Here is a 22,879-nt window from a genome sequence, read left to right on the forward strand (position 1 = left end):
AATATTTAATTACAATTTAATTTTAATCTTTTTGTTTCCTTAATCAATAGGATTTTTAATTAAATAATATCGAATAATCTTGCAAAATTATTCAGGTTATAAAATTACTATTTATGCCAAGTAAAAAGTGCTTAGTCCATAAACTAAACACTTCTTAAAATATCTATTGATTTTTATATTATAATCCTGCCTGCTTACGCTCTTTCTCATACTTTTGCAGCGCCTGCAAGACTTGCGGCCAGTAACGTTTAGGCAAAATTAATTGCAATTTGTCCTGATAAATAGGGAAATCACTGGCTTTCATGCCGGTAATCCGTGCTAAATCCTGGTCAGACAAGTGATATTCTCTGGTAATTCGCTTAATTTCAACGGATGCATGTCCACGAAACCACGACCAGACAAAGAAGGCCAGTGCAAAGCCGCCTGCGGTTAAGACTGCATTCGGGAGCGTCCAACCAAAGCTACGCAAACAGATAAAAAAAGCGGCAATAAAGGCAACTAACGCCGAAGCGATGCCATAAATAACGGGAAAAAGTGAGTTCTTATGCATTTTGCCCTCCTAAAAGTCTTAATTGCCAAAAATACTATTGTTGCCATTACTTGAATTACTGCTATTATTCGAATTAGCATCAGTTGAATTATTTGCGTCATTACCATTATCGGTCTCACCAGAAACAACAGAAGAATAAATCTGATAATTAGTGAAGGCATTAGGGTCCTTCCAATTAATGCGATTGCGCTGCTCATTCAACTTATTAAGCCGCGTTTCATCGTTATCCAGAATTTCTGTATCAAGACCCAAGTTCGTTCGCAGCTGATTCGATATTTTTTGCAAAGTATCAGTTGAAGCAACTTGAATTGAAGAGCCATTAATCCATGCATCGTGTCCTTGGATATAACCACTCTTTAGATTGTCCATGCAGCCGCGATAGTTCATCGCCAGAGCAAGCATGTCATTGAAAGTCAAATTGGTCTTCACATACTTAGTAAAGATTTTAACCAACTTGCGATAATTGGTAAGGGTATTGATTGACATTGCCTTATGAACAACTGCCGTTATTACCTGACGCTGCCGCATCTGCCGGCCATAATCGCCGCGAGGGTCATCATGGCGCATTCTAACATAAGCAACTGCGTGCCGCCCATTCAAATGTTGCTTTCCTTTATGAAAGTCACACCAATCATACGAAAATTTAAATGGCACGTTAACTTCAACACCACCAACGGCATTAACCAGATTCTTCAGTGCCTTCATATTGACTTCGACATAGTAATTAATTGGCACATTGACAAGAGCAGAAACCGTCTGCATCGATGCGTTGCTGCCACCAATCCCGTAGGCCGAATTGATGCGGAACATGTTGTACTTGTTGCCGGGATCGCCCAAAATATTAACCAACGTATCACGTGGAATCGAGGTCATCGTTGCCTTATTTTTATCAGGATTAGCCGTTGCCAAGATTAAGGTATCGGAATTCCCCTTATCATGCCGACCTTCAATCCCCTGGTCAACACCAAGAATTAAAACCGAAATCGGTTGTTTATTAGCAATCCTAGCTGACGTCGCTGTGTTGCCGCCCGGGCCGTCAATTGCACTATGCAAGCTAAAATACATGTGTGCTGCCCAAGCCAAGCCGCAACTAACACACAAGACCGCAACAATCCCGACAATGCGCATAAAGGCATTTCCTGTTAAAGTAGCGGCCGGGGCCGCGAAGGCATGATTGCGATGAAGTTTTAAAGAAGATTGACGACGATAATCTTCTCTTCGTTTAGAGTTTGGATTCATTCCTTTATCTATTCCCTTCCAATAACTGTCCAAATGTATTTGTAACACTTTTAAACTTGAATTAAAATATTATCAAATATAATTAATAATATCTTATTTTTTTGCATTTTCGCACAATCATTATTAACATTAATTAGATATATAAAAGGAGAATTTTTAATGACAATTCCAAAAAGAACCGCCGTTCCTGAAGAACTCAAATGGGATTTAACCCGCGTGTTTAAATCTGATACTGACTGGGAACACGAATATACAACAGTTAAAACAAAAATACAAACCTTAAGCAATTTACAGGCGAATTTTGCCAAATCAGGACATGATTTATATGACGGCTTAACCAAAATTTTAGCAGTTGGTCGCCAGCTGGAAAAACTCTACGCCTATGCGACATTAGCAAGTGACGTTGACACGAGTAACACCCATTATTTAGGGTATGTTGCGCAAGTCCAATCCTTAGCTAGTAAATTTGAGGCCGTAACATCTTTTATCAATCCCGCAATTTTAGGTATTTCGGAAGCAGAATTAAAGCAATTTAGGCAAGACGAGCCGCAACTCAAAAATTACGACCACTGGCTTGACCAGATTACGCAAATGCGGCCACATACATTGTCTGCTAAAGAAGAAAAATTAGTGGCAGACGCGGGTGACGCAATGGGCGTTTCCGAGAATACCTTCAACGTCCTCACTAATTCTGACATGGAGTACGGCTACGTTCAAAACGATGATGGCGAGATGGTGCAGCTCTCTGATGGTTTGTACTCACTATTAATCCAATCGCAAAATCGCGACGTGCGCCAAGATGCCTTTGACTCAATGTACGCAACTTACGGTCAATTCGAAAATTCACTGGCTTCCACTCTTTCCGGCGTTGTTAAGGAACACAATTACAACGCGCAGGTTCATAATTATGACTCTGCACGCAGCGCAGCCTTACACGAAAATGGTGTACCAACTGTGGTTTACGACACTTTAATTAATGAAGTTGACTCCCACCTTGACTTGCTTCACCGCTACGTTGCTTTACGTAAAAAGATCCTCGGCCTAGATGATTTACAAATGTGGGACATGTACGTGCCATTGACTGGTAAGCCAGCAATGGCGTACACCTTTGATGAAGCTAAGGAAGAAGCCAAAAAGGCCTTGGCTCCACTAGGTGCTGACTACCTGAAGCACGTTGACTATATTTTTAACAATCGTGTAATTGATGTTGTTGAATCACAAAATAAGGTCACAGGTGCATATTCTGGTGGCTCTTACGATACTGACCCTTATGAACTGCTCAATTGGGAAGACAATATTGACTCACTCTACACACTGGTTCACGAAACCGGCCACTCGGTTCACAGTATGTATACCAGAGAAACTCAACCATACGTGTACGGTGATTACCCGATTTTCGTTGCGGAAATCGCGTCAACAACTAACGAAAATATTTTAACAGAATACTTCTTAGATCATGTTACTGACCCTAAGACACGGGCCTTTGTCCTTAACTACTACCTTGACTCCTTCAAGGGCACACTATTTAGACAAACACAATTTGCGGAATTTGAACAATATGTCCATGAGCAAGACGCCAAGGGGGAACCGCTGACTGCTGACCGCCTTAACGAATTTTATGGCCAATTGAATCAACGCTATTATGGTGACAGCGTTGAGCCTGGAGGCGATATTGCCAAGGAATGGGCACGCATCCCGCACTTTTACTACAACTTCTACGTTTATCAATACGCCACTGGCTTTGCGGCTGCAACTGCCCTTGCCAATAATGTTGTTCACGGGACAGATGCACAACGTGAAGCCTATCTTGGCTACCTCAAGTCTGGTTCAAGCGATTATCCTGTAGAAATCATGAAACGCGCCGGCGTTGACATGACTAAGAGTGCTTATTTGGAAGACGCATTTGCCACTTTTGCCAAGCGCTTGGATGAGCTTGAGAAAATTATCGCAAATAATTTCAAATAAGACTTGCAAGTTGCGAGCACAAATAATATAACTATTAAGGAAACAAAAAAGTTTCTCACATCAAAAAACGACTTCTTATTGAGGGGTCGTTTTTAGTTTGCAAATAATTTAGGCGTTTTAGTTGGCTACTTACTAATTAACTTAATGTCAAATTGAGGCTATATTCACAATTATCATTACGTTCTGGATAGTAATCTACATTTTATATACTTATTAAAAACACCTCTGATACTCAATTTTGAAATCTTATCTCAAAGGTGTTTTAAGTAATAGTAAGCTTATCATTTGTTTGCTTTGGCTTCGACATAATGGTTAAAAAGCCAAAGATCGGTCGCTAGTGCGATGATGTCATAAAATAAGAAGACCCAAAAGTCACCCATTAAGCTAATTCTGGGGACTGTTACTTCCATGTCTTGATAAGAACTTCCAAATAGAAAATGATTGATATTGGCATATACATCCCACCAAATGCTGTAACTAATTACTAACAACCAGCTAACTAGCACAATCATCAACAGCCGTACTAGCCAAGTGATGATTTTATGCGACTTACCCGGCCAAAAGTCAATCACAGCATGACTGCTGAAATTTAAAAGACTGACAGTCAGATAAACAGCTAGGCCAACCAGCAACAATAATAGTGCGGCCAAGAATAATTTTTCTACATTTAATAATGTTAAATGCGATAGCCAATAACCCAAGTCACGCACCTGCCGCCAAGTATCTTTATCAAATGGAGAAAGCATCCCTAACATAATTGCCAACTCAATCCCTAATAAAAGGTCAAGGTAAATAAACGAAAACCCAGAAGAAATTGTGTTAGCTAAATATAATTCGCTATCGTGCATTGGTACCAAGCGCCAAGTTTGTTCTCGGTTAAACTTTTCATTCTGCCAACAAGTAATTCCTAGATAAATTAAATTTGCTAGCAAACTGAACAAAATAAAGGCTGTTTGCAAGCAGTTGGAATATAAGTTTACCCGCTTGGCAGCTGCCGTTGTAAAAAACATAATTAACGAAAAAACTACCGTTGCAAATAACTGCACGCCGATCGTTCGGTGTGTCAACCGACTTTTTTGCTTAAAGAGTACTTTAAATACAGACCAAGAACTTCTCATGAATATTCTCCAATTTCACATGATTATGACTAATCATAGCATTATTATGGTTATAATTTTTTTGTGAAATTATTAAGAAAAATAAAAAGATCCAGTATTTTTCATACTGGGTCTTTTCTCTATTTTGCGTATTCCTGCCAAAACTTCCAAGCTAAATCTTGATAAAGCTTGCAGCCGTCTAAATAATTACTTACCGGTGTGTATTCGTTAGGTTCGTGAGCAACATCTCCCGGTGCTGGGCCCATAATTATGATGGGAAAGTTCCCTTTAGCTCGGATGTATTCCGAAGCATCGGTTGCTCCTGTATCAGCAACAAAATTACCACCGTAATTCATCTTTTCCTTAATAACAGACTGCGCTAATTTAGCAAGTTTAGTGTGCTTTTGGTTAGGTAGTGGCACCTCTGGGAAACTATAACGAATTGTGAGTTCTGCTCCCTGTTGGTTTAACTCTGCCACAATCTCTTCAAGCTCTTGATAAATTTGGTCATTCGGGTAAAGCGGCGTTGTTCTAATATTGCCCGAAAGCCAGGCGCTATCTGGAACTGAATTAATTTGACTGCCGCCTTGGATTTGACTAATTACATGTGTTAAAGGCCCTAATACTGGGTCTACTTGATCATGGCTATCCATCTTGGCTTGGGCTTGCTCAGCAAACTTAATCAGCGGCATGATTGCATTTTTACCTTTTTCAGGTGTTGAAGAATGAACGGTCACGCCCTTGGAAGTTACATAATAATCAATTACGCCTTTGTGCGTCACCACAACATCACAATTAGACGACTCACCAATAATTAAGCCATCAAGGTCATCGGCATAGCCTTCCTTAGTTAGTTGCGCCGCACCATATTCGCCAGTTTCTTCACCAACTGATGCTAGTAAACGAATGCGGCCTGGTAGTTCCTGACCACTTTCTAATAAGTCAAGCATCGCCACGACCATTGCAGCAAGTCCTGACTTCATGTCGCTAGCGCCGCGCCCATATAAATTACCGTCTTTAATTGTCGCGGTAAATGGTGGTGTATGCCAATTATCCAAGCTGCCCGCAGAAACCACATCTTCGTGACCAGAAAAGCCTAACAGTGGCCCCTGCTGACCCATATCAATCACCAAATTATCACGATCTTCGGCATACTGTACTCGCGTGATTTTTACCGGATAATCCTTAAATAAGTTGGCTAAGTAATCAGCCACCGCTGTTTCATGATCGTTAGCCGATTCGATTCCAATTAAATCAGACAATATTTTGAGTGCTTTTTTATCTTCCATAATATTTGCCTCTATGCTTCCAAAACCTTGGCTAAAAATTCTTGTGCCCGCGCCGTCTTTGGCTTTGCAAAAAATTCAGTTGGTGCTGCTTTTTCCTGAATATAGCCATCTGCCATAAACCAAACTTGATCGGCCACATTCTTGGCAAAGCCCATTTCATGGGTAACAACAACCATTGTCATCCCTTTTTGGGCTAAATCCTGCATAACCTTCAATACCTCACCGACCATTTCCGGATCAAGTGCACTAGTTGGCTCATCAAAGAGCATCATTTCTGGATCCATTGCTAGTGCCCGGGCAATCGCCACCCGCTGCTGTTGACCGCCGGAAAGGCTAGCTGGGAACGCATCAGCCTTATCAGCTAAGCCAACTTGTGCAAGTAATTCCTTGCCTTTTGCCGTAGCCGCTTCTTCTGTAACGTGCTTAACTTTCATCGGTGCCAATTTCAGATTTTCCAAGACACTCATGTGTGGGAACAGGTTAAATTGTTGGAACACCATGCCCATCTTTTCCCGCAAAGTATTCAGCTCGTCTTCACTCAAAGAGGTCAGTTCTTTATTTTCAAAAATCACTTTGCCAGAAGTTGGCTGGTCGAGCAAGTTCAAGCAACGTAAAAAGGTACTCTTACCAGCGCCTGAAGGTCCAATTAAACAGATAACCTGACCATCTTTAACTTCGGCGTTAATATCTTTTAAAACTTCGTTATTGCCAAAAGTCTTTTTTAAATGTTCAACCTTAATTAATGGTTCCTCGTTATTCATGCTTCATCTTCCCCTCAAATACTTTCATCAAGCTGGACAAGCCAAATGTAATGATAAAGTACAAAATCATCGTAATTACAAGTGGCATCACGCCCCGGTAAGTATCAGCCTGCACAATTCTTGATTGGTAAATCAGATCTTTAACCCCGATAACTGACACAATCGAACTTTCCTTAATTAAGGAAACAAATTCGTTCCCCAAAGCTGGCCAAATATTTTTCATTGCCTGTGGCATGATAACGTAACGCATCGTCTCTGTCCGCGACAGTCCCAAGGACCGCGATGCTTCAGTCTGGCCCAGTGCAATTGAGTTAATCCCTGAACGAATGACCTCCGCAACATAGGACGCCGAATTAAGCGAAACTGCAATAATACCAGATAGTAATGCGGGAATATTGACCACTAACCCCAAGCCAAAGTAGATAAAGAGCAGTTGAACCATCAAAGGTGTGCCCCGAACAAACTCAATATAAGCTGTTGCAATTGAGTGTGCAATTTTATTACGACTTAACCGCATCAAGGCAAGGATAGCACCTAATAAGAAACCGAAGAAGACAGAAATTGCAGAAATGAATAATGTATAGCCTACGCCAGCAACGAAGAAGTCTTTGTATGCCCACATAGAATTATCAACCTTAGCTGCCTTTTGGGATTTGCCAGCTGTTGCCAGATACTTACCTGCTTTTGGCAAATACTGCTTTTTAATCAAGTTCTTTGCTTTAATTTCATCGATTGACTTGTTAGCCGCATTGACTAGGCTCTGTGCTCCTTTATGAAAAGCAATCGCTGAACCAACTGACTTATCCTTAAAGCCTGAAGGAATATTGATAATGCCCGTTGTATTTTTAACGTAAGCATCAGCCGAAGCTGAGTCAACTGCAACTGCATCAAACTTGTGTGTCTGCAATGCCAGGATTAAGTCGCTATCCTTGTCCATTGTTTTTAGTGTTGCTTTTGGCGCTTGCTTTTTAATTAAATCACTTTGCAAACTACCTGTTTGTGCTGCAATTGTCTTGCCGGCAAAAGAATGATAATCGTGATACTTTTTGGCATCGGCCTTTCTGATAATCAAGTCCTGACCACTAGCATAATAGACTTGACTAAAGGCAACACTCTTTGCCCTCTTAGGTGAAGCCGACATCCCAGCGATTACCATATCGATTTTGCCAGTTTCTAGAGCAACAAGTAACGAGTCAAAGTCCATTGTCTTCACGACCAGCTTTACTCCCATGTCGTGAGCAATTTTTTTACCGACCTCAATGTCCATGCCAAGTACCTTGGACTTGCCGTTAATATTCTTAACAAATTCATAGGGCGGGAAGTCGGGACTCGTCCCCATGACTAATTCGCCCTTTTGTTTAACCTGTTTTAAATAATTATCTGTTGCTTGCGGTGCTTGTGCTGCCTGCACGCCACTAACACAATTGACTAGCATTGTCAGTGTTGCCAGCATCACTAAGGCAGCCTTGAGCCATTTAATTGCCTTTTTCATATTATTCCTCACTTCTTGATATTAATGCGATTAAAAAATGAATTGCCCAAATCACATCGTCGTTTACTTATTAAATTCATTTTTAACCTCCTAAATAAAAAACTCGCCCCTTCTTACATTCTCGTAAGAAGAGACGAGTTTTTACCCGCGGTACCACTCTTGTTGATACAAAGTATCCGCTTATTAATTGACTGCATTATCGCCTAAGCACGCCTTCATTCACCCTCTAATTTGCCTCCCACTCTATGCAAACTCGCTTAATAAAGAAATGAATTACTACTCCTAAGCTATTTAAATAGAAATTATAGCAGAAAAATCTAGATTGTCCATTATTTTTTGCTTAAAAATTAAAAAACAATGATTAAAAAGTTAGATTAAGCCTATTTTACAATGATTGCAAACAAAAACTGGTGAAGAAATAACTTCCACATCAGTTTCTGCTTTTTTAAAAGATATTATCTTTAAGCTTGTGAAGCACCAGAAGTGGCATCTGAGTCGTCTTCCTTAATTTGATTATCCTTAGTTACAGGGTAAGGCTTAATTCTTGAAGGATCAGTGTTTGACTTCAAGTTATCAGCAGTGTAGTTAAAGTGAGTTAATCTTGCATGCTTAACGTCTTCAATTGTCTTGCAACCAGTTAATTGCATGTCAATAATCAATTCATCATTTAATTGCTTGATAACCGATTCAACACCCTTAGCACCACCAAGAGCCAAAGCGTAAAGGTAAGGACGGCCAATACCAACAATATCAGCACCCAATGCCAAAGCCTTAAAGACATGAGAACCACGACGAACACCTGAGTCAAAGAAGATTGGAACACGGTGATTAACTGCCTTAGCAACTTCTGGCAACATGTCAATAGTAGCTGGACCTGAATCAACTTCACGACCACCATGGTTAGTAACATAAATACCGTCAGCACCGGCACCCATTGCAAGGTATGCATCTTCAGCACATACTACACCCTTAACAATAACCGGTAAGCCTGAAATTTCCTTAATCCGACGAACATCATCTGGACCAATCTTTTGTGCAGATGAAGCATACATTTGAGCAACAGTTTGACCTTCACCCTTACCACCTTGGTAACGAGTAAAGAAGTCTAGTGGCACTGGGTAAGCAAACTTAGTTCTAAGGTTAGCTTCACGATAACCAGATACCAAAGCATCAACAGTCAAGAAGATACCCTTGTAGCCTGCCTTCTTAACAGCAGTCAAAACCATCTTGTTGAATTCCCAATCCTTACTTAAGTAAAGTTGGAAGAAACGTGGTGAATCTGGAGCAGCTGCAGCAATATCTTCAACACTCTTGTTGCCGTAAGTACTTGATGCAAACAAAGCACCAGCAGCTGCAGCACCCTTTTGCGTAGCAACTTCGGCATCTTTATGAGCAATACCGTGACATGCAATTGGTGAAATCATAATTGGCGTCTTCAATTTCATCCCCATAAATTCCATATCAGTTTGCGGATCTGACATATTTGTCAATGCCCGTGGAACAATTTGGAAATGGTTGAAGGCTGTGGTGTTGTTACGCCATGTCCATTCATTTTCTGAACCAGAAGCAATGTAGTAGTATGCACCTTCTGGCATAACACTCTTAGCACGTTCCTCAAGTTCATCAAGATTAATCATATTAATTGCTTCATCACGGTCACTTTGTGGAAAACCATTATAATAAGCTGTCATTTTAATAACTCCTTTTCTCCTACATAAATTATCTACACCCCCTATTATACATGGAAATGCTTACAATAGTTAGTGAAATTTTTAAAGAATGTTAAATTAACGCCAACAAAAGTGCTTATTTTTTCACAAGCAAAAAGGAAGCAACTTAACATTACTTCCCAAATTGGTTATTTTCCTATAAATTATGCCTGACTAGATGAGTGAAGTAAGTAACAAGATAAATAAAAACTTCGATCACTGCAATAAAAAAAGTTACAGGTAAATTAGTGGCAAAGCCCAAATATAGTCCTAGCCAGACACCAATTAGAGCAAAAAAGACCGACCACGCAATCATTGAACCGACAGTTCTACCAAGATAATTAGCCGTTGCTGGTGGCAAAGTCAATAGGATAAACACGAGCAATGAGCCAACAATCTGCGCACCAACTGAAACAGACATGGCTAACGCGATTAAGAAAATCACACTAACCAGACCGGTTTTAACGCCATGCGCTAAGGCACCAATGTGGTCAAACGAATCAAAATTAAGTTGTCTTTGAATTAAAAAAATCATTAACAACACAATAATTGATAATCCTACTAACTGAATAACTCCCTGCCTGTCAACACCGATAATACTGCCGAATAAAATATTCGTTGCATAATTGCTATTAGCACCAGAAATAGCCAAAAACAAGACGCCAAGACCAATAAATAATGCAGAGATGGCACTAATTGATGATTCTTTCTGCTCACTATGCAGTGATAATTCGCCAACACTAATTGAACCTAGCAGGGTAAACAGGAGCATCCCCCACAAGGGACCGATCCCCAGCCATACGGCAAAAGCCGCACCAGCAAAGCCAATTTCAGACAAGGTGTGTGCCAAAAAGCTAAAATTGCGCGCCACGACATAAACCCCAACTGTTCCGCAAGTAATTGCAATAAACGTGCTAGCCAAAAAGGCGTTGCGCATAAATGGTAATGCAAACATTATTCGTACGCCTCCTCAAACTGAGACATCTTCCCCTGCTCAATCGAACCGTGATTTAAATACAGATAATCCTTCATATATTTACGAGCTAGTGGCACATCATGGGTCACAAACAAAACTGTAATTCGGTGCTTCTCATTCAAATGCCTAATTAGACCCATTAGTTCATCTTTAGCCGCAGGGTCAAGACTGGCTGTTGCTTCATCCAGAATAATCACATTAGGATTATCAAGTAAAGTCTGAGCCAAATAAGCGCGCTGCTTTTGACCGCCAGAAGCTTCACCCATCCGCGTATTTTTAATAGCGTACAAGTTAGTTTCTTCAAGCTGAGTCTTAATCGCCTGCTTGACTTTTTTTGTTTTAATCACCGGCGCATTCAAGGCAATGAAGGCCTCAATTGACAATGGATACTCTACGTCAATATTTCGAAATTGCGGCACGTAACCCAAGCGAACCCCTTGAGTAAACGCAAATGCCCCGCTTGTTGGCGTTAGCATCTTCATCAGGACGTTAATCAGCGTCGTTTTACCAGCACCATTCGGCCCCAAAAGTGCTGTCATCGATCCTTCTTTCAATTTGAAATTCAGGTCAGTAAAAACCGCCTGCTTATCAAATTTCATACTAAGATTATTTACTTCTAAAATATCGGTCACACTTGCACTTCTTTCTGGTTTACCTTAAAAGTTGCCAACTTTGACAAATTCGTTAACATCAATTTGGTAATACTTATGACCTGCAATCTTCACTCTACCGCCGTAAGTTCTAATATAAGTACGCCGATAAAGCTTGCCCTTGCCAATTCGGTAGCCGTTAGCATTGTATAAATAAGCATTATGCTTAACTTTACGCAATTTACCGTCAACGTTGCTAGCAACGACAAATTGATTTAAGCCGATTTGCAAATACTTTTTACCAGCAATCGTCTTATAGCCATACAAAGTTAATTTAGTACCGGCCGTTTTAGTTGCTGCTGAAGTAGTGTCGCCATTTTCATCATAAACCAAGGCATCATGCATTAAGGTTTTAGTACCAGTAGGCTTCGGTAAGGTTGCAGCCGGCTTATCAGCTTCCGGTGTATCGCTTGGCTTGTTAGCTGGTGTATTAGTAGTTGAGTTGTTATCAGCTGTAGTCCCATTTTGGTTATCATAGTAATACTTCACAAGGTTATAAAAATCATCCATCGTATAACCCCATTTAGCGAAATAGCCGTCGGGATCAGTATGATCCGTGCCGCCTAAATATTGGCTGACTGCATGGTGCGACCAGATCGTTCCTTGCCCATCATGCACAGCATTATCTGGCTGCAAGCCATAATGGTGTAATAGCGCTGCTGCATAAATTGCATCATTATTAACGCCCTTAGCAAAGTCAGCGGCGTTATTTTCCTCACATAATTCTACTTGAATAAACCGATCGTTGGCTTGTGGTCCAGCACCCCAAGTCCCACTATCAGGTGACATCATCTGGATGACACCGGTCTTATCAACAAAGGCATGCACATAAGCGTAAATATTCTTCCATTCACGATTGAAATAAATCGCTTCATCATGAGCCGTTGCGTTTGGCGTTGCCGTCTCATGAATAACGATTCCTTCTGGCTTGCCATTACGGTATGGAATTGCGTTTTCAGCAAAAGAATTATACTTAATTCCTTCTTGAGCTAGCATATTATCTGCATAAGTAACGCCGCCATAACTGTCTTGCTTGGCTAAGTCATTAATTGAACTAGCATGAACTTGTACTGCCAATGGTGCTGCTTGAATTGGCACGGCAATCATTGTTGCTAATGTCAATGCTGTAATTAATTTTTTCATTTTTTAATTTCTCCTCTAATTATTTGTGAGCTATTCGGGCTAACTTTTGATAATTTGTCGTCATCCAAGTTAAGTACGTCATACTATCAGGCAACGTTTCACGGATTTTCAAAATTGGAATCTGTTGTTCCTGAGCTAGCTTAACAAAATTATTAACGGTTGAACTTGAAGTTTGTTCATTATCAACAAAGAATGCAATCTTATGCTCTTTTATCCCCGTTGTCATTTTTTGAACTGTCGCTGGACTCGGATCAGTATTGTTCTGGATTGCTTGTTCAAAGTCTTGATTGGCAACCTTTAGATGAGCTGCTGTCAAGGCATAATCAAAAACGGGTTCACTAACATACACCGGTTTGCTACTTTGGCCGTTAATTTTAGCAGCTATTCTCTTAATTTTAGCTACTTTAGTTAAATAATGCTGACCTCGATTGCGATAATACGCCGCATGCTTGGGGTCCTCCTTACTTAACCTCGTAACTAGATAATTAACGTATTTGACCGGCATCGTTAGGTTATACCAAATATGCGGGTTAGCACCCTTTTTCAAGCCCATCAAGTCTTCACCGACCCAAACCGGCTTCTTTTCAACTGCGGAAGCCAGCTTGTCCATCCAACTATCGTACCCCAAACCGTTAGCTACAACAATATCGGCAGTTGATAATTCCTTGGCATCGTTAGTCGTTGGCTCAAAGTCATGCGGGTCCATTGCCGCCTTTTTGATGAGTGCGTCAGCTTTGCCATATTTACCCACAACATTTTGAGCAATATCTGCATAAATATTTGTTGTCGTGACAATTGTTATCTTTGAACTCTTGAGTGGCTTTTGCACACAAGCACTAAGCGTCAATATTAGGACGGCTAATAAACCTATCACGGTACCCCATTTTTGTAATTTTTTCATATCCATCTCTTTTCTGATGCTTAATCTTGTTATTAGTAATTTTTATTCAATCTATATAAGTATTAATCATAATTAATAAACATTATACACTAAAATCCAGAGTACTATTACCTTGACATTTAATCAAAAATCAGAAACAATTCCTATTGCTCTTAATCGTAATTAATCCTATTTAAGTTAACCGCTATTTAAATTTTTTGTCAACAACCATAAATTTTAATTGCTATTAAGCCAGGTTATTACCTTCAAATTATTAATTTTTAAATCGTAACAAAGTCTATTTATTATCAAGTAAATTAGTTTTTTATAAATAAAGATGGTAAACTAGTAATGCTAAATTTTACGCATAAAACAGGAGTATGACAGATGGATAAATTAACAATTGCGTTAAATATTTTAAAAACTAACCATTATAAGATAACTAAGCAGCGCCAAGAGCTGCTTAGTTATCTCTATCAGTACTCTGACTACTATCTTTCCTTAACCCAACTTGATAAGCACTTGCGACAGCATTTTTCTAAAATGAGTCATGACACCATTTACCGCAACGTTAAGGAAATGCAGGAAATTGGCATTGTCGAAACCAAAATGTTCCCTAATGGGTTACGGGTGAAGTTCCAGTGCGATTTTATCGCTTCTAATCACAGTCACTTCATCTGCCAAGAATGCGGCCGCACAATTGAGTTGCCGTTACCCGACTTTAACAAGGTTAACGTCCAGCTTGTCGGCTTTCAGATTAATGATTACCAGGTGGAAATTCATGGCTTGTGCGACCATTGTCATAAGCAATCATAAAAATAGAGCAGTAAGAATACTGCTCTATTTTTTACTGTTAAATTTTACTTATCCACCGGTTTTTTCCATAAGCCTAGGATCACTCCGGCTACAATCGAACCAATAATTGTTGCAACAAAGTACAAAACAATGTGGTTAGCTAACGGCGATACCCATAAGCCACCGTGAGGTGCAGGGACACCAATCCGCCAAAAGCCAACTAAGGCGCCACCAACGGCTGAACCAATGATACATGACGGAATAACGTGACCAGCATCAGCTGCGGCAAACGGAATTGCACCTTCGGTAATGAAGGAAAAGCCTAAAATCCAGTTGGTCACACCAGCCCGACGCTCATCTTCCGTGTACTTATTCTTAAAGAATGCAGTCCCTATGGCAGTTGCAAACGGTGGTACCATCCCGCCGACCATTACAGCAGCCATCATTACAGCGGCAACAGTTGAATGAGGGTCATTAGCAAAGGCGCCAGAAGCAAAGACATAAGCCGCCTTGTTGAAAGGTCCACCCATATCAATGGACATCATCGCTGCCAAAATTGTAGTTAAGACAACTAGGTTGCCCGTTCCCATTTGGTTTAAGAAGTTAGTAATCGCAAAGTTAATGGTACTGAAAATTGGGTTAACAATGTAATACATAATTAAAGCAATGAATAGCAGACTTAAAATCGGGTAGATCAGCATTGGCTTCATTCCCTCAAGCGATTTTGGCATCTTAGCACATAATTTCTTCAGACCAACTACCAAATAACCGGCAATAAATCCTGAAGCTAAGCCACCCAAGAATCCGGCCGGTGACTTGGCATTAGTGACCACGTTAGCAACATAGGCGCCACCGTAAGAACCACTATAAACGGTCGCCATAAACCCACCAACAAAACCGGGCATCAATGCCGGCAAATCGCCGATGGATTCGGCAATATAACCTGACAATATCGGCACCATAAAGGCAAAGGCCATATTCCCGGCATTATTAAGGAAAATGAAGGCTGGTGATTTCGGCCCGCCGGCATAGTTTTCCACAATAAAGGAAATCGCCATCAAAATCCCGCCGCCGATAACAAACGGCAACATGTGCGAAACACCATTCATCAGGTTTTTATAAATTGAACCCCAGACGCCTTGCTTTGAACTGTCACCGGCGTCAGCAATTTTACTGTCTGAATGATAAACACTGGCCTTGCCATCCAGAACGGTTGCAACTAACTCATCAGGTTTATTAATTCCGTCAACTACCGGCCGACTAACCAATGGCTTGCCATCAAAGCGTGGCATATCAACCTTTTTATCGGAAGCAATCACGACACCTTGAGCACGGCTAATTTCTTCAGGAGTCAGTCGGTCCTTAACCCCTTCTGAACCGTTAGTCTCAATTCTGACATCAACGCCGCGCTTTTTACCGGCTTTAATCAACGCTTCTTGTGCCATGTAAGTGTGCGCAATCCCGTTAATGCAGGCTGTTACCCCAACAATCAGCGGCTTCTCGCCAGTATTTGCTGCCTGAGTTTCAGACCGCTTTTCGGCATCACTCTTAGCCTCAGCTTGTTCAAATAAGGCAATTACTTCCTTAGGCGATTGGGCTAACTTAAGTGCACTGACCAAATCCGGATTAATCAATAGTCCAGACAATTTTGCCAAAGCTTCAAGGTGTGTATTATCAGCGCCAGCCGGTGCAGTAATCATGAAGAATAGGTAAACTGGCTTACCATCAAGTGAATTGAAGTCAATCCCTTTTTCACTTTTAGCAAACAAAACCCGCGCTTTGTTAATTGACTTATTACGAGCGTGTGGCATTGCAATGCCATCACCAATTCCTGTTGTTGATTCATCTTCGCGTGCCCAAATTGACTTAATGAATTCATCTTCATTATTGACAATTCCTGTTTGCACTTCGAGATCGGCCATCTCCTTAATCGCGTCTTCCTTATTCGTCGCCTTCAGCGACATAATCATGGATTCAGGAGCTAAAATATCTTTGATTTTCATAGCTAACTCTCCTTTTTTATGAAATCTGCTCTACTTCGATTTGCGGCAAAACCGCATCAATCTGACTTTTAACCGCAATATCCTTAGTAAAGGCAGTCGCGGCGCCACAAGCCATCCCCATCCGGAAACTTTCTTTTGGATTGCCACTCTTAACATAAGTACCGACAAAGCCGGCAATCATCGAGTCACCAGCACCAACTGAATTAACAGCGGTGCCAACTGCGGCTGGGGCATGATACACATGCTCTGGTGTTACCAAGTAGCCACCCTTAGCCGCCATCGACACCATGACATTTTGTGCGCCCTTATCTAACAACTGCTGTGCACAAGTAAGCATCTCTTGCTCACTATTAAAGGTCGTGTTGAACAAGTCCGCTAATTCGTGATGATTGGGTTTAATCACTAGCGGCTTGTAGCTTAATGTATCTAGCAAAGCACGCCCTGTGGTATCGACCACAAATTCGGCATCAGCTTCTTTAATTAGCGGCAACAATTTTTGATAAAAATCTGCCGGTAAATTCGCCGCTAACGAACCACTTAAAACTACAAGATCGCCTGATTGTAAGTCACTAAGCCTGTCTTCAAAGGCGGTAACTTCTGCTGGGGCAACCGCTGGCCCCGCCGCATTAATTTCTGTTTCCTGTCCGGCATGCACCTTGACATTCACCCGTGTAGTTTCCTTAATTGTCACAAAATCATTGACAATTCGGCGCTGGTTTAGTTGGCGCACCAGTTCTTTACCGGTAAAACCACCAGCAAAGCCCCAAGCCGTGTTTTCAATTCCTAACTGGTTAAGAATTTGGGAAACGTTAATTCCTTTCCCACCAGCCAAAAAGACCGCATTGGGTGTTCGATTGACAGCACCGGGAGTGACTTCACTCAGTTGCATGACATAATCCAAAGCTGGATTAACTGTAACTGTATAAATCATTGCTTTGCCTCCTTTAAATTAATTTTAGTTGGTAATAATTGCCGCTGCTCCTTTGTCAGGTCAGCCGTAATTACATTAACATCTTGACTATCAGCAAAAATCGCAAAGTTGCGTTCGCCGATTTTAGAAGCATCAGTTAGCACATAGGCATGCCGTGCCTGCATAATCTCTAATTTCTTCATCGCGGCTTCTTCTGGGTCAGGCGTGGTTAAATTACCTTCCTGATCCAAGCCGTTAGTCCCGACAAAGCTAGCCGCAAATTTCATCCCTTGCAGCTGAGTAATCGCAGACTGGCCAACAACAGCGTGAGTATCCTCCTTGATGCGACCACCTAACAGGATCGTATCAATCTCGTGATTTAATGCTCCCAGCGCCGTTTCAAGGCCGTTAGTCACAACCGTCACGTGAGGAATATCTGCTAAAAAAGGCACCATTTCGTAAGCAGTTGTTCCCGCATCAATAAAAATATAGTCATTTTCATGAACAAAATGTTCAACTGCATAACGAGCAATCTTAATCTTGGCTTCATGGTTCATACTAAAGCGAATATGTTGCGATACGTCATGGGCAAAATTCTTCACGGATTGCGCACCACCATGAATTCGCTTCAGCAGCCCCTGCTGCTCCAATTGAATTAAATCGCGGCGAATTGTCGATTCTGACGTGTTAGTAATCGTCGATAGGTCCTTGACCTGGCACAATTCGTGTTGATTAACATAATTCTCAATGATTTTTTGCCTTTCTTGCGTTAACATTCTATCCACCTCTTGCAACTATTGTATTCGGTTCCATCGTCAAAAGCAATCATTTTTTGTCAAAAATATTCATTTTTATTCATAAGCACGCATGAATAGCTATCAAAAAAGCACTAACTAAAGAAGCTAGTGCTTTTTGGGTTAAGCCAATAAATATTGCACGGTTGCCGTACCTGCAGCTTTAGCCGCAATTAATAGAGAGCGTTCGTCTAACATAAAGTTAGGACTATGGTGCGGATGAGTCTGACCATCGGCAATATCACAGCCAACATATAAAAAGGTACATGGCTTTTGCAAAGCGTAATAAGAAAAGTCTTCTGACGGATCTTGAGCGCCAAAATCCGTTACTTCGTTAATTTCCGGAATATTCGGCACTTCTTTTTGTAAACCAGCGACTACCCGCTTGGTAAAATCTGGGTCATTGTACAAAACAGGTACATCCTTCGTGATTTCATATTCAGCCTTGACACCAAACATTGCCTCAGTTCCTTCAATTAATTGCTTGAGGCGCTCATGAATAACCTGACGCGTGCTTTCCTTCATAATACGAATATCACCCTTAAGTGTGACTGACTCCTTAATGGCGTTACTGGTGCCAACGCCGTCAAACGAGCCAACGGTAATACTTGCATGATCAGCCGGCTCAATGCGCCGCGAGACAATCGTTTGCAAAGCAGTTACAAAATAAGAACCAGCAACAATGGCATCATTTGACAATTGCGGCATTGAGCCATGACCGCCCTTACCAATGAACTTAATCGTAAAGTTTGAGCGTCCCGTCTGACTTTCACCTAGATGATAGGCAACTGAACCAACGGGCATGGTTGACATCACGTGAATGCCAATGACATTATCAACATTATCTAAGACGCCGCCAGCAATCATCGCTTGGGCACCACTTGGTGCCTTTTCCTCGGCTGGCTGGTGGATAATTCTAACTGAACCGCGCAATTTGTCTTTCACCGCAATCAGATTTTTAGCTAACACCATTAAGTAAGCAGTATGGGCATCATGACCACAAGCATGCATTACTCCGGCATTTTGCGATTTAAATGGTAAATCGTTGTCCTCTTGAACGGCCAAGCCATCAAAGTCAGCTCTAAGACCCAGCTTAGGCCCGGGCTTGCCGCTATCAATATCCACGGTAATGCCATAACCTGAGCCACAATCTTTAACCGTGCAGTCTAACCCATCATAGAAATGCTTAATATAATCATGCGTTTGCTTTTCCTGATTTGATAATTCGGGATGAGCATGTAAGTGACGCCGAATCTTAATCATTTCATCTTGATCATCATCCAAGCGCTTCATTAATTCTTCTTCAACTGTCATTTTATTCTCCTTATAGCTCTAGCACATTACAATTAATTCAATTATACAACACAATTTTGCTAGTACTAAAAATGGACTGGATCTTGTGCTAAAATTAAAAGGTTGTCTTTGATAAAGAAGTAAGGGAGTTTAATTAATGGAAGAAAACGAACCACAGATACGACGACACCACATTTCTGCTAGTCACCACATGAAAATTCAATGGAAAGAATTTTTTAAAAGTCCTGACGACACCTTAATTAAGGACACAACCTTGGTTGAAAAAGGGTCATTAGTCGGCAGAATCGGCATTATGCTGCTGGAGTGCGGAACGGGAGCTTGGCGCGTGCGCGACTCAATGAACACCGTAGCGCGAGCACTTGATATTACTTGCTCGGTTGATATTGGGCTGATTTCGATTGAATATACCTGCTTTGATATTAACAACAAGTCATATTCGCAGACCCTGACTTTGGCAACAACCGAAGTTAATATGAATAAACTAAACAAAATGGAACAGTTTGTTCGTAAATTTGAGAAAAATCATGACCACTTATCCATTGGGGCAATCCACCATAGTTTAAACGAAATTGAACGGCACACAGTTAATTATCCCGTCACTATTTCGGCTTTAAGTGCAGGAATTGCGTGCTGCAGTTTCATTTTTCTGCTAGGTGGCGGCCTGCCAGAGATGATCTGTACCTTTTTTGGCGCATTAATTGGAAATTATGTGCGTGGTGAAATGGGCAAACGCAAAATTACCCTTGTGGCAAAAATTGCCGTGGGAGTTGCCATTTCTTGTGCAGTTTACTTTTTATGCTTTATGCTGGGCCAAAAATTATTGGGCTGGAACCATGATCACGCATACGGTTATATTGGCGCGATGCTCTATGTTATTCCCGGTTTTCCTTTCATTACTTCTGGTCTTGACATGTCGAAGCTCGATATGCGTTCGGGATTAGAGCGACTAGCCTACGCTTGCTTGGTAATCATGACGGCAACGATGGTTGGGTGGGGAATTGCTATCGCTCTTAACCTGACGCCAGGTGCCATGCCTAAGCTCAATCTCGCGCCAGGCATTCTAACTTTTTGTCGAATTTTAGCAAGCTTTGGCGGCGTCTTCGGTTTCTCCGTGATGTTTAACGCTAAGCCGCAAATGGCATTTGTAGCAGCCTTAATTGGTGCCCTTGCCAACACCTTACGCCTCAGTCTAGTTGACTATAATCACTTACCGGCAGCACTTGCCGCCTTTATCGGCGCCCTATTAGCAGGGCTGCTTGCCAGCTTTGTCCGTGAAAAAGTTGGTTTTCCAAGAATTGCAATTACTGTACCGGCAATCGTGATTATGGTGCCCGGACTTTATATGTACCGAGCCGTGTTCAACTTTGGTGTCACAAATATTAATGTCGGTGCCTATTGGATTATGAATGCCTTAATGATTGTGATCGCTCTGCCAATTGGCCTATTGACGGCCCGCATCTTAACCGACACCAAGTGGCGCCATGCTGATTAATTTTAGATAAAAACAAACTAAATTTAAATTTATTAATCAACAAAAATACTAGTATGTAAAAGGCTCTTTCATGTTATTTATGAAAGAGCCTTTATCTATCTTTGCTTATTCAAGACATATTTTTTACATAAAAAAGTCCTTGACAGCAGAGTCAAAGACTTTAACAAGAAAATATTTACAAGCTGGTTAGTGCTTGTAGGTGTTACCTTGATACATTCCATAAAGTAATTATATCGTATTTGTTTTTTGTGTTCAACTTAAACTTCTTTTACGGTAAAATGTTAAAGAAGCACGAAGGTTGGTTACCTTTAATACTGTGCTTCAAAGAAGGTGAAATACCTTGATCACGTTCCTGAAACAACTAGCAGTATTGGTGTTGTTGTGCATTTGGTTAATAAGTTAATTGATAAAAATAGGCTTCTTTAACTTATTAAGTATGCTAAAAGACACGGATAAAACCGTGTCTTTTTTGAATTAATTTATTTTTAGCCAAAATAAAAACAGACAAGACTCCTATCTTGTCTGTTTCTGTGTAAGTAAACATTAGCTATTAAATATTAATAAAACCAATAAATTTTTACAACCTATTTGCTTGTCCCAACTATAAGCCCAACATATGAGCAAAAACTGGAACAAGTAAATTATCAACTAGGCCTGTAGCTACCACCGCAACTGCAGCCATTGCACCTTGAACAGAGCCGAGTTCTAGACCAAAAGCTGAACCGATTGTGTGACCAGCAGCACCTAGACCTAAACCTGTACCCATTGGGTCACTATCAAGTCTAAACCATTTAACCATTTGCTTACCTAAAGCATAGATCACAACCGCATTCAAGATGCAGGCCATTGCAGTAATTGAAGCATTACCACCAATTGATGTCGTTAATGGCATTGCAATTGCTGTTGTTGCTGATTGACTAAGCATTGATCTAATCCCAACTTCATCAAGTCCAACTGCCTTAGAAACTAAAGTAATCAGGATTAATGAAATAAAGGTACCAATGATTAGGCTCAATAAGATGATAACCCAATTTTTCTTTACAACATCATTACGTTTATACAATGGTACCGCAAAGGCAATCGTGGCCGGTGTGATAAACCAAAAGATGATATCGCCACCTGGCTTGTAAGCCTTAGCATAAACTTGAGCTGTTGAAACATCAAAGAACTTGCCCAAAACTACTAAAATCGCAATTCCCAAAACCATTGCAACAAACAAAGGTTGGAAAATAAATAGTCCATGAGACTTTTTAAATAACCACTTACCAATTAAAAAGACGAGCAGTGATAAAAAGACACCGAATAAAGGATTACTGATATAAGCCATTATTTTCCATCTCCAGTCTTAACATCATTAGAAACTGAACCCAACTTAACTGAGGTCAACTTCTTCTTTAACCAAAGCAATGCTCTAGTTGTGTAGGCAGTTACAACTAATAGAATAATTGTTGATAGTAAAATTACTAAGACTAGTTGCACACCCTGGGCCTTCATAATGTCAAGGTTAGCTGCAATGGAAATTCCTGATGGAACAAACATAAAGCTGATTAATGAAATTAGTGCACTGCCAAATGAGTCAACCCACTCAAGCTTAATAACATGAGTTGTTAATAATACGTATAATAGGACTAAACCGATAACTGGTGTTGGTACCGGGAAGTTCTTTGGCATTGTTTCTGAAATTAACTGTGATGCAAACAAGATTGCTGCATAAACCAACATTTGAAATAAAAGTGGGGCTGATTTATGTTCGGGTTCTTTATTTTTCATCTTACTCATCCTTTCTCGTTTCCTTATCTTCACTGATAAAGATACTAGGT

General features: G+C 40.8%; 20 protein-coding genes. 3 read left to right on the forward strand and 17 right to left on the reverse strand.

Annotated features, from left to right (window positions below; genetic code table 11):
- Positions 1 to 178: 178 nt before the first annotated feature.
- The gene (locus OZX76_RS08635; RefSeq protein ID WP_277179489.1) at positions 179 to 550 is read right to left on the reverse strand and encodes a hypothetical protein; all 372 of its coding nucleotides are present in this window, start codon (positions 548 to 550) and stop codon (positions 179 to 181) included.
- Between the two features lie 18 nt (positions 551 to 568).
- Entirely contained in the window at positions 569 to 1,789 is a 1,221-nt protein-coding gene (locus OZX76_RS08640; RefSeq protein ID WP_277179491.1) for an LCP family protein, read from the reverse strand.
- Between the two features lie 159 nt (positions 1,790 to 1,948).
- Between OZX76_RS08640 and pepF the strand changes: the two genes are divergently transcribed.
- Entirely contained in the window at positions 1,949 to 3,754 is a 1,806-nt protein-coding gene (gene pepF / locus OZX76_RS08645) for an oligoendopeptidase F (protein WP_277179493.1), read from the forward strand.
- A gap of 281 nt (positions 3,755 to 4,035) precedes the next feature.
- Here pepF and OZX76_RS08650 read toward each other — a convergent pair whose 3' ends face one another.
- The 9 genes from OZX76_RS08650 to OZX76_RS08690 form a co-directional block, all read right to left on the reverse strand.
- The gene (locus tag OZX76_RS08650) at positions 4,036 to 4,872 is read right to left on the reverse strand and encodes a hypothetical protein (RefSeq protein ID WP_277179495.1); all 837 of its coding nucleotides are present in this window, start codon (positions 4,870 to 4,872) and stop codon (positions 4,036 to 4,038) included.
- A gap of 119 nt (positions 4,873 to 4,991) precedes the next feature.
- Positions 4,992 to 6,140, reverse strand: coding sequence for an ArgE/DapE family deacylase (locus OZX76_RS08655; RefSeq protein ID WP_277179497.1), 1,149 nt, complete (start codon positions 6,138 to 6,140; stop codon positions 4,992 to 4,994).
- An 11-nt stretch (positions 6,141 to 6,151) separates the two neighbouring features.
- Positions 6,152 to 6,901: an amino acid ABC transporter ATP-binding protein gene (locus OZX76_RS08660; protein ID WP_277179498.1), complete on the reverse strand. Its 750-nt coding sequence runs from the start codon at positions 6,899 to 6,901 to the stop codon at positions 6,152 to 6,154.
- Positions 6,894 to 8,393 carry an ABC transporter substrate-binding protein/permease gene (locus OZX76_RS08665; RefSeq protein ID WP_277179500.1) on the reverse strand — a complete coding sequence of 500 codons (1,500 nt, stop codon included), beginning with the start codon at positions 8,391 to 8,393 and terminating at the stop codon, positions 6,894 to 6,896. The genes OZX76_RS08660 and OZX76_RS08665 overlap by 8 nt, the downstream gene beginning before the upstream one ends.
- 461 nt (positions 8,394 to 8,854) lie before the next feature.
- Positions 8,855 to 10,084: a lactate oxidase gene (locus OZX76_RS08670; RefSeq protein ID WP_277179502.1), complete on the reverse strand. Its 1,230-nt coding sequence runs from the start codon at positions 10,082 to 10,084 to the stop codon at positions 8,855 to 8,857.
- A gap of 175 nt (positions 10,085 to 10,259) precedes the next feature.
- Entirely contained in the window at positions 10,260 to 11,057 is a 798-nt protein-coding gene (locus OZX76_RS08675; protein WP_277179504.1) for a metal ABC transporter permease, read from the reverse strand.
- Complete coding sequence (locus tag OZX76_RS08680) at positions 11,057 to 11,677, reverse strand: ATP-binding cassette domain-containing protein (protein ID WP_277181541.1); 621 nt, start codon at positions 11,675 to 11,677, stop codon at positions 11,057 to 11,059. The genes OZX76_RS08675 and OZX76_RS08680 overlap by 1 nt, the downstream gene beginning before the upstream one ends.
- 57 nt (positions 11,678 to 11,734) lie before the next feature.
- Complete coding sequence (locus OZX76_RS08685; RefSeq protein WP_277179506.1) at positions 11,735 to 12,871, reverse strand: SLAP domain-containing protein; 1,137 nt, start codon at positions 12,869 to 12,871, stop codon at positions 11,735 to 11,737.
- A gap of 19 nt (positions 12,872 to 12,890) precedes the next feature.
- Positions 12,891 to 13,772 (reverse strand): zinc ABC transporter substrate-binding protein, encoded by an 882-nt coding sequence (locus OZX76_RS08690; protein ID WP_277179508.1) that lies wholly within the window; start codon positions 13,770 to 13,772, stop codon positions 12,891 to 12,893.
- Between the two features lie 366 nt (positions 13,773 to 14,138).
- Here OZX76_RS08690 and OZX76_RS08695 point away from each other — a divergent pair, with 366 nt between their 5' ends.
- Positions 14,139 to 14,567, forward strand: a complete 429-nt coding sequence (locus OZX76_RS08695) for a Fur family transcriptional regulator (protein ID WP_277179510.1) — start codon at positions 14,139 to 14,141, stop codon at positions 14,565 to 14,567.
- 44 nt (positions 14,568 to 14,611) lie between these two features.
- Here the strand turns inward: OZX76_RS08695 and OZX76_RS08700 are convergent, their stop codons facing one another.
- The 4 genes from OZX76_RS08700 to OZX76_RS08715 all read right to left on the reverse strand — a co-directional run bounded on the left by OZX76_RS08700 (position 14,612) and on the right by OZX76_RS08715 (position 19,567).
- Entirely contained in the window at positions 14,612 to 16,549 is a 1,938-nt protein-coding gene (locus OZX76_RS08700; protein WP_277179512.1) for a fructose-specific PTS transporter subunit EIIC, read from the reverse strand.
- Positions 16,550 to 16,565: 16 nt separating this feature from the next.
- Entirely contained in the window at positions 16,566 to 17,480 is a 915-nt protein-coding gene (gene pfkB, locus OZX76_RS08705; RefSeq protein ID WP_277179514.1) for a 1-phosphofructokinase, read from the reverse strand.
- Positions 17,477 to 18,235 (reverse strand): DeoR/GlpR family DNA-binding transcription regulator, encoded by a 759-nt coding sequence (locus tag OZX76_RS08710; protein ID WP_277179516.1) that lies wholly within the window; start codon positions 18,233 to 18,235, stop codon positions 17,477 to 17,479. Before OZX76_RS08710 ends, pfkB begins: the two co-directional genes overlap by 4 nt.
- Positions 18,236 to 18,376: 141 nt before the next feature.
- Positions 18,377 to 19,567 carry an amidohydrolase gene (locus tag OZX76_RS08715; RefSeq protein ID WP_277179518.1) on the reverse strand — a complete coding sequence of 397 codons (1,191 nt, stop codon included), beginning with the start codon at positions 19,565 to 19,567 and terminating at the stop codon, positions 18,377 to 18,379.
- A gap of 136 nt (positions 19,568 to 19,703) precedes the next feature.
- Here OZX76_RS08715 and OZX76_RS08720 point away from each other — a divergent pair, with 136 nt between their 5' ends.
- Entirely contained in the window at positions 19,704 to 21,059 is a 1,356-nt protein-coding gene (locus OZX76_RS08720; RefSeq protein ID WP_277179520.1) for a threonine/serine exporter family protein, read from the forward strand.
- 601 nt (positions 21,060 to 21,660) lie between these two features.
- Here OZX76_RS08720 and OZX76_RS08725 read toward each other — a convergent pair.
- Both OZX76_RS08725 and OZX76_RS08730 read right to left on the reverse strand, forming a co-directional pair.
- Positions 21,661 to 22,386, reverse strand: coding sequence for an LrgB family protein (locus tag OZX76_RS08725; RefSeq protein WP_277132090.1), 726 nt, complete (start codon positions 22,384 to 22,386; stop codon positions 21,661 to 21,663).
- On the reverse strand, positions 22,386 to 22,829 hold the full coding sequence (locus tag OZX76_RS08730; RefSeq protein WP_277132091.1) for a CidA/LrgA family protein: 444 nt from the start codon (positions 22,827 to 22,829) through the stop codon (positions 22,386 to 22,388). Before OZX76_RS08730 ends, OZX76_RS08725 begins: the two co-directional genes overlap by 1 nt.
- Positions 22,830 to 22,879 lie beyond the last annotated feature (50 nt).

Origin of the sequence: Lactobacillus sp. ESL0677, assembly GCF_029392875.1 — a bacterium.
Lineage (GTDB): Bacteria > Bacillota > Bacilli > Lactobacillales > Lactobacillaceae > Lactobacillus.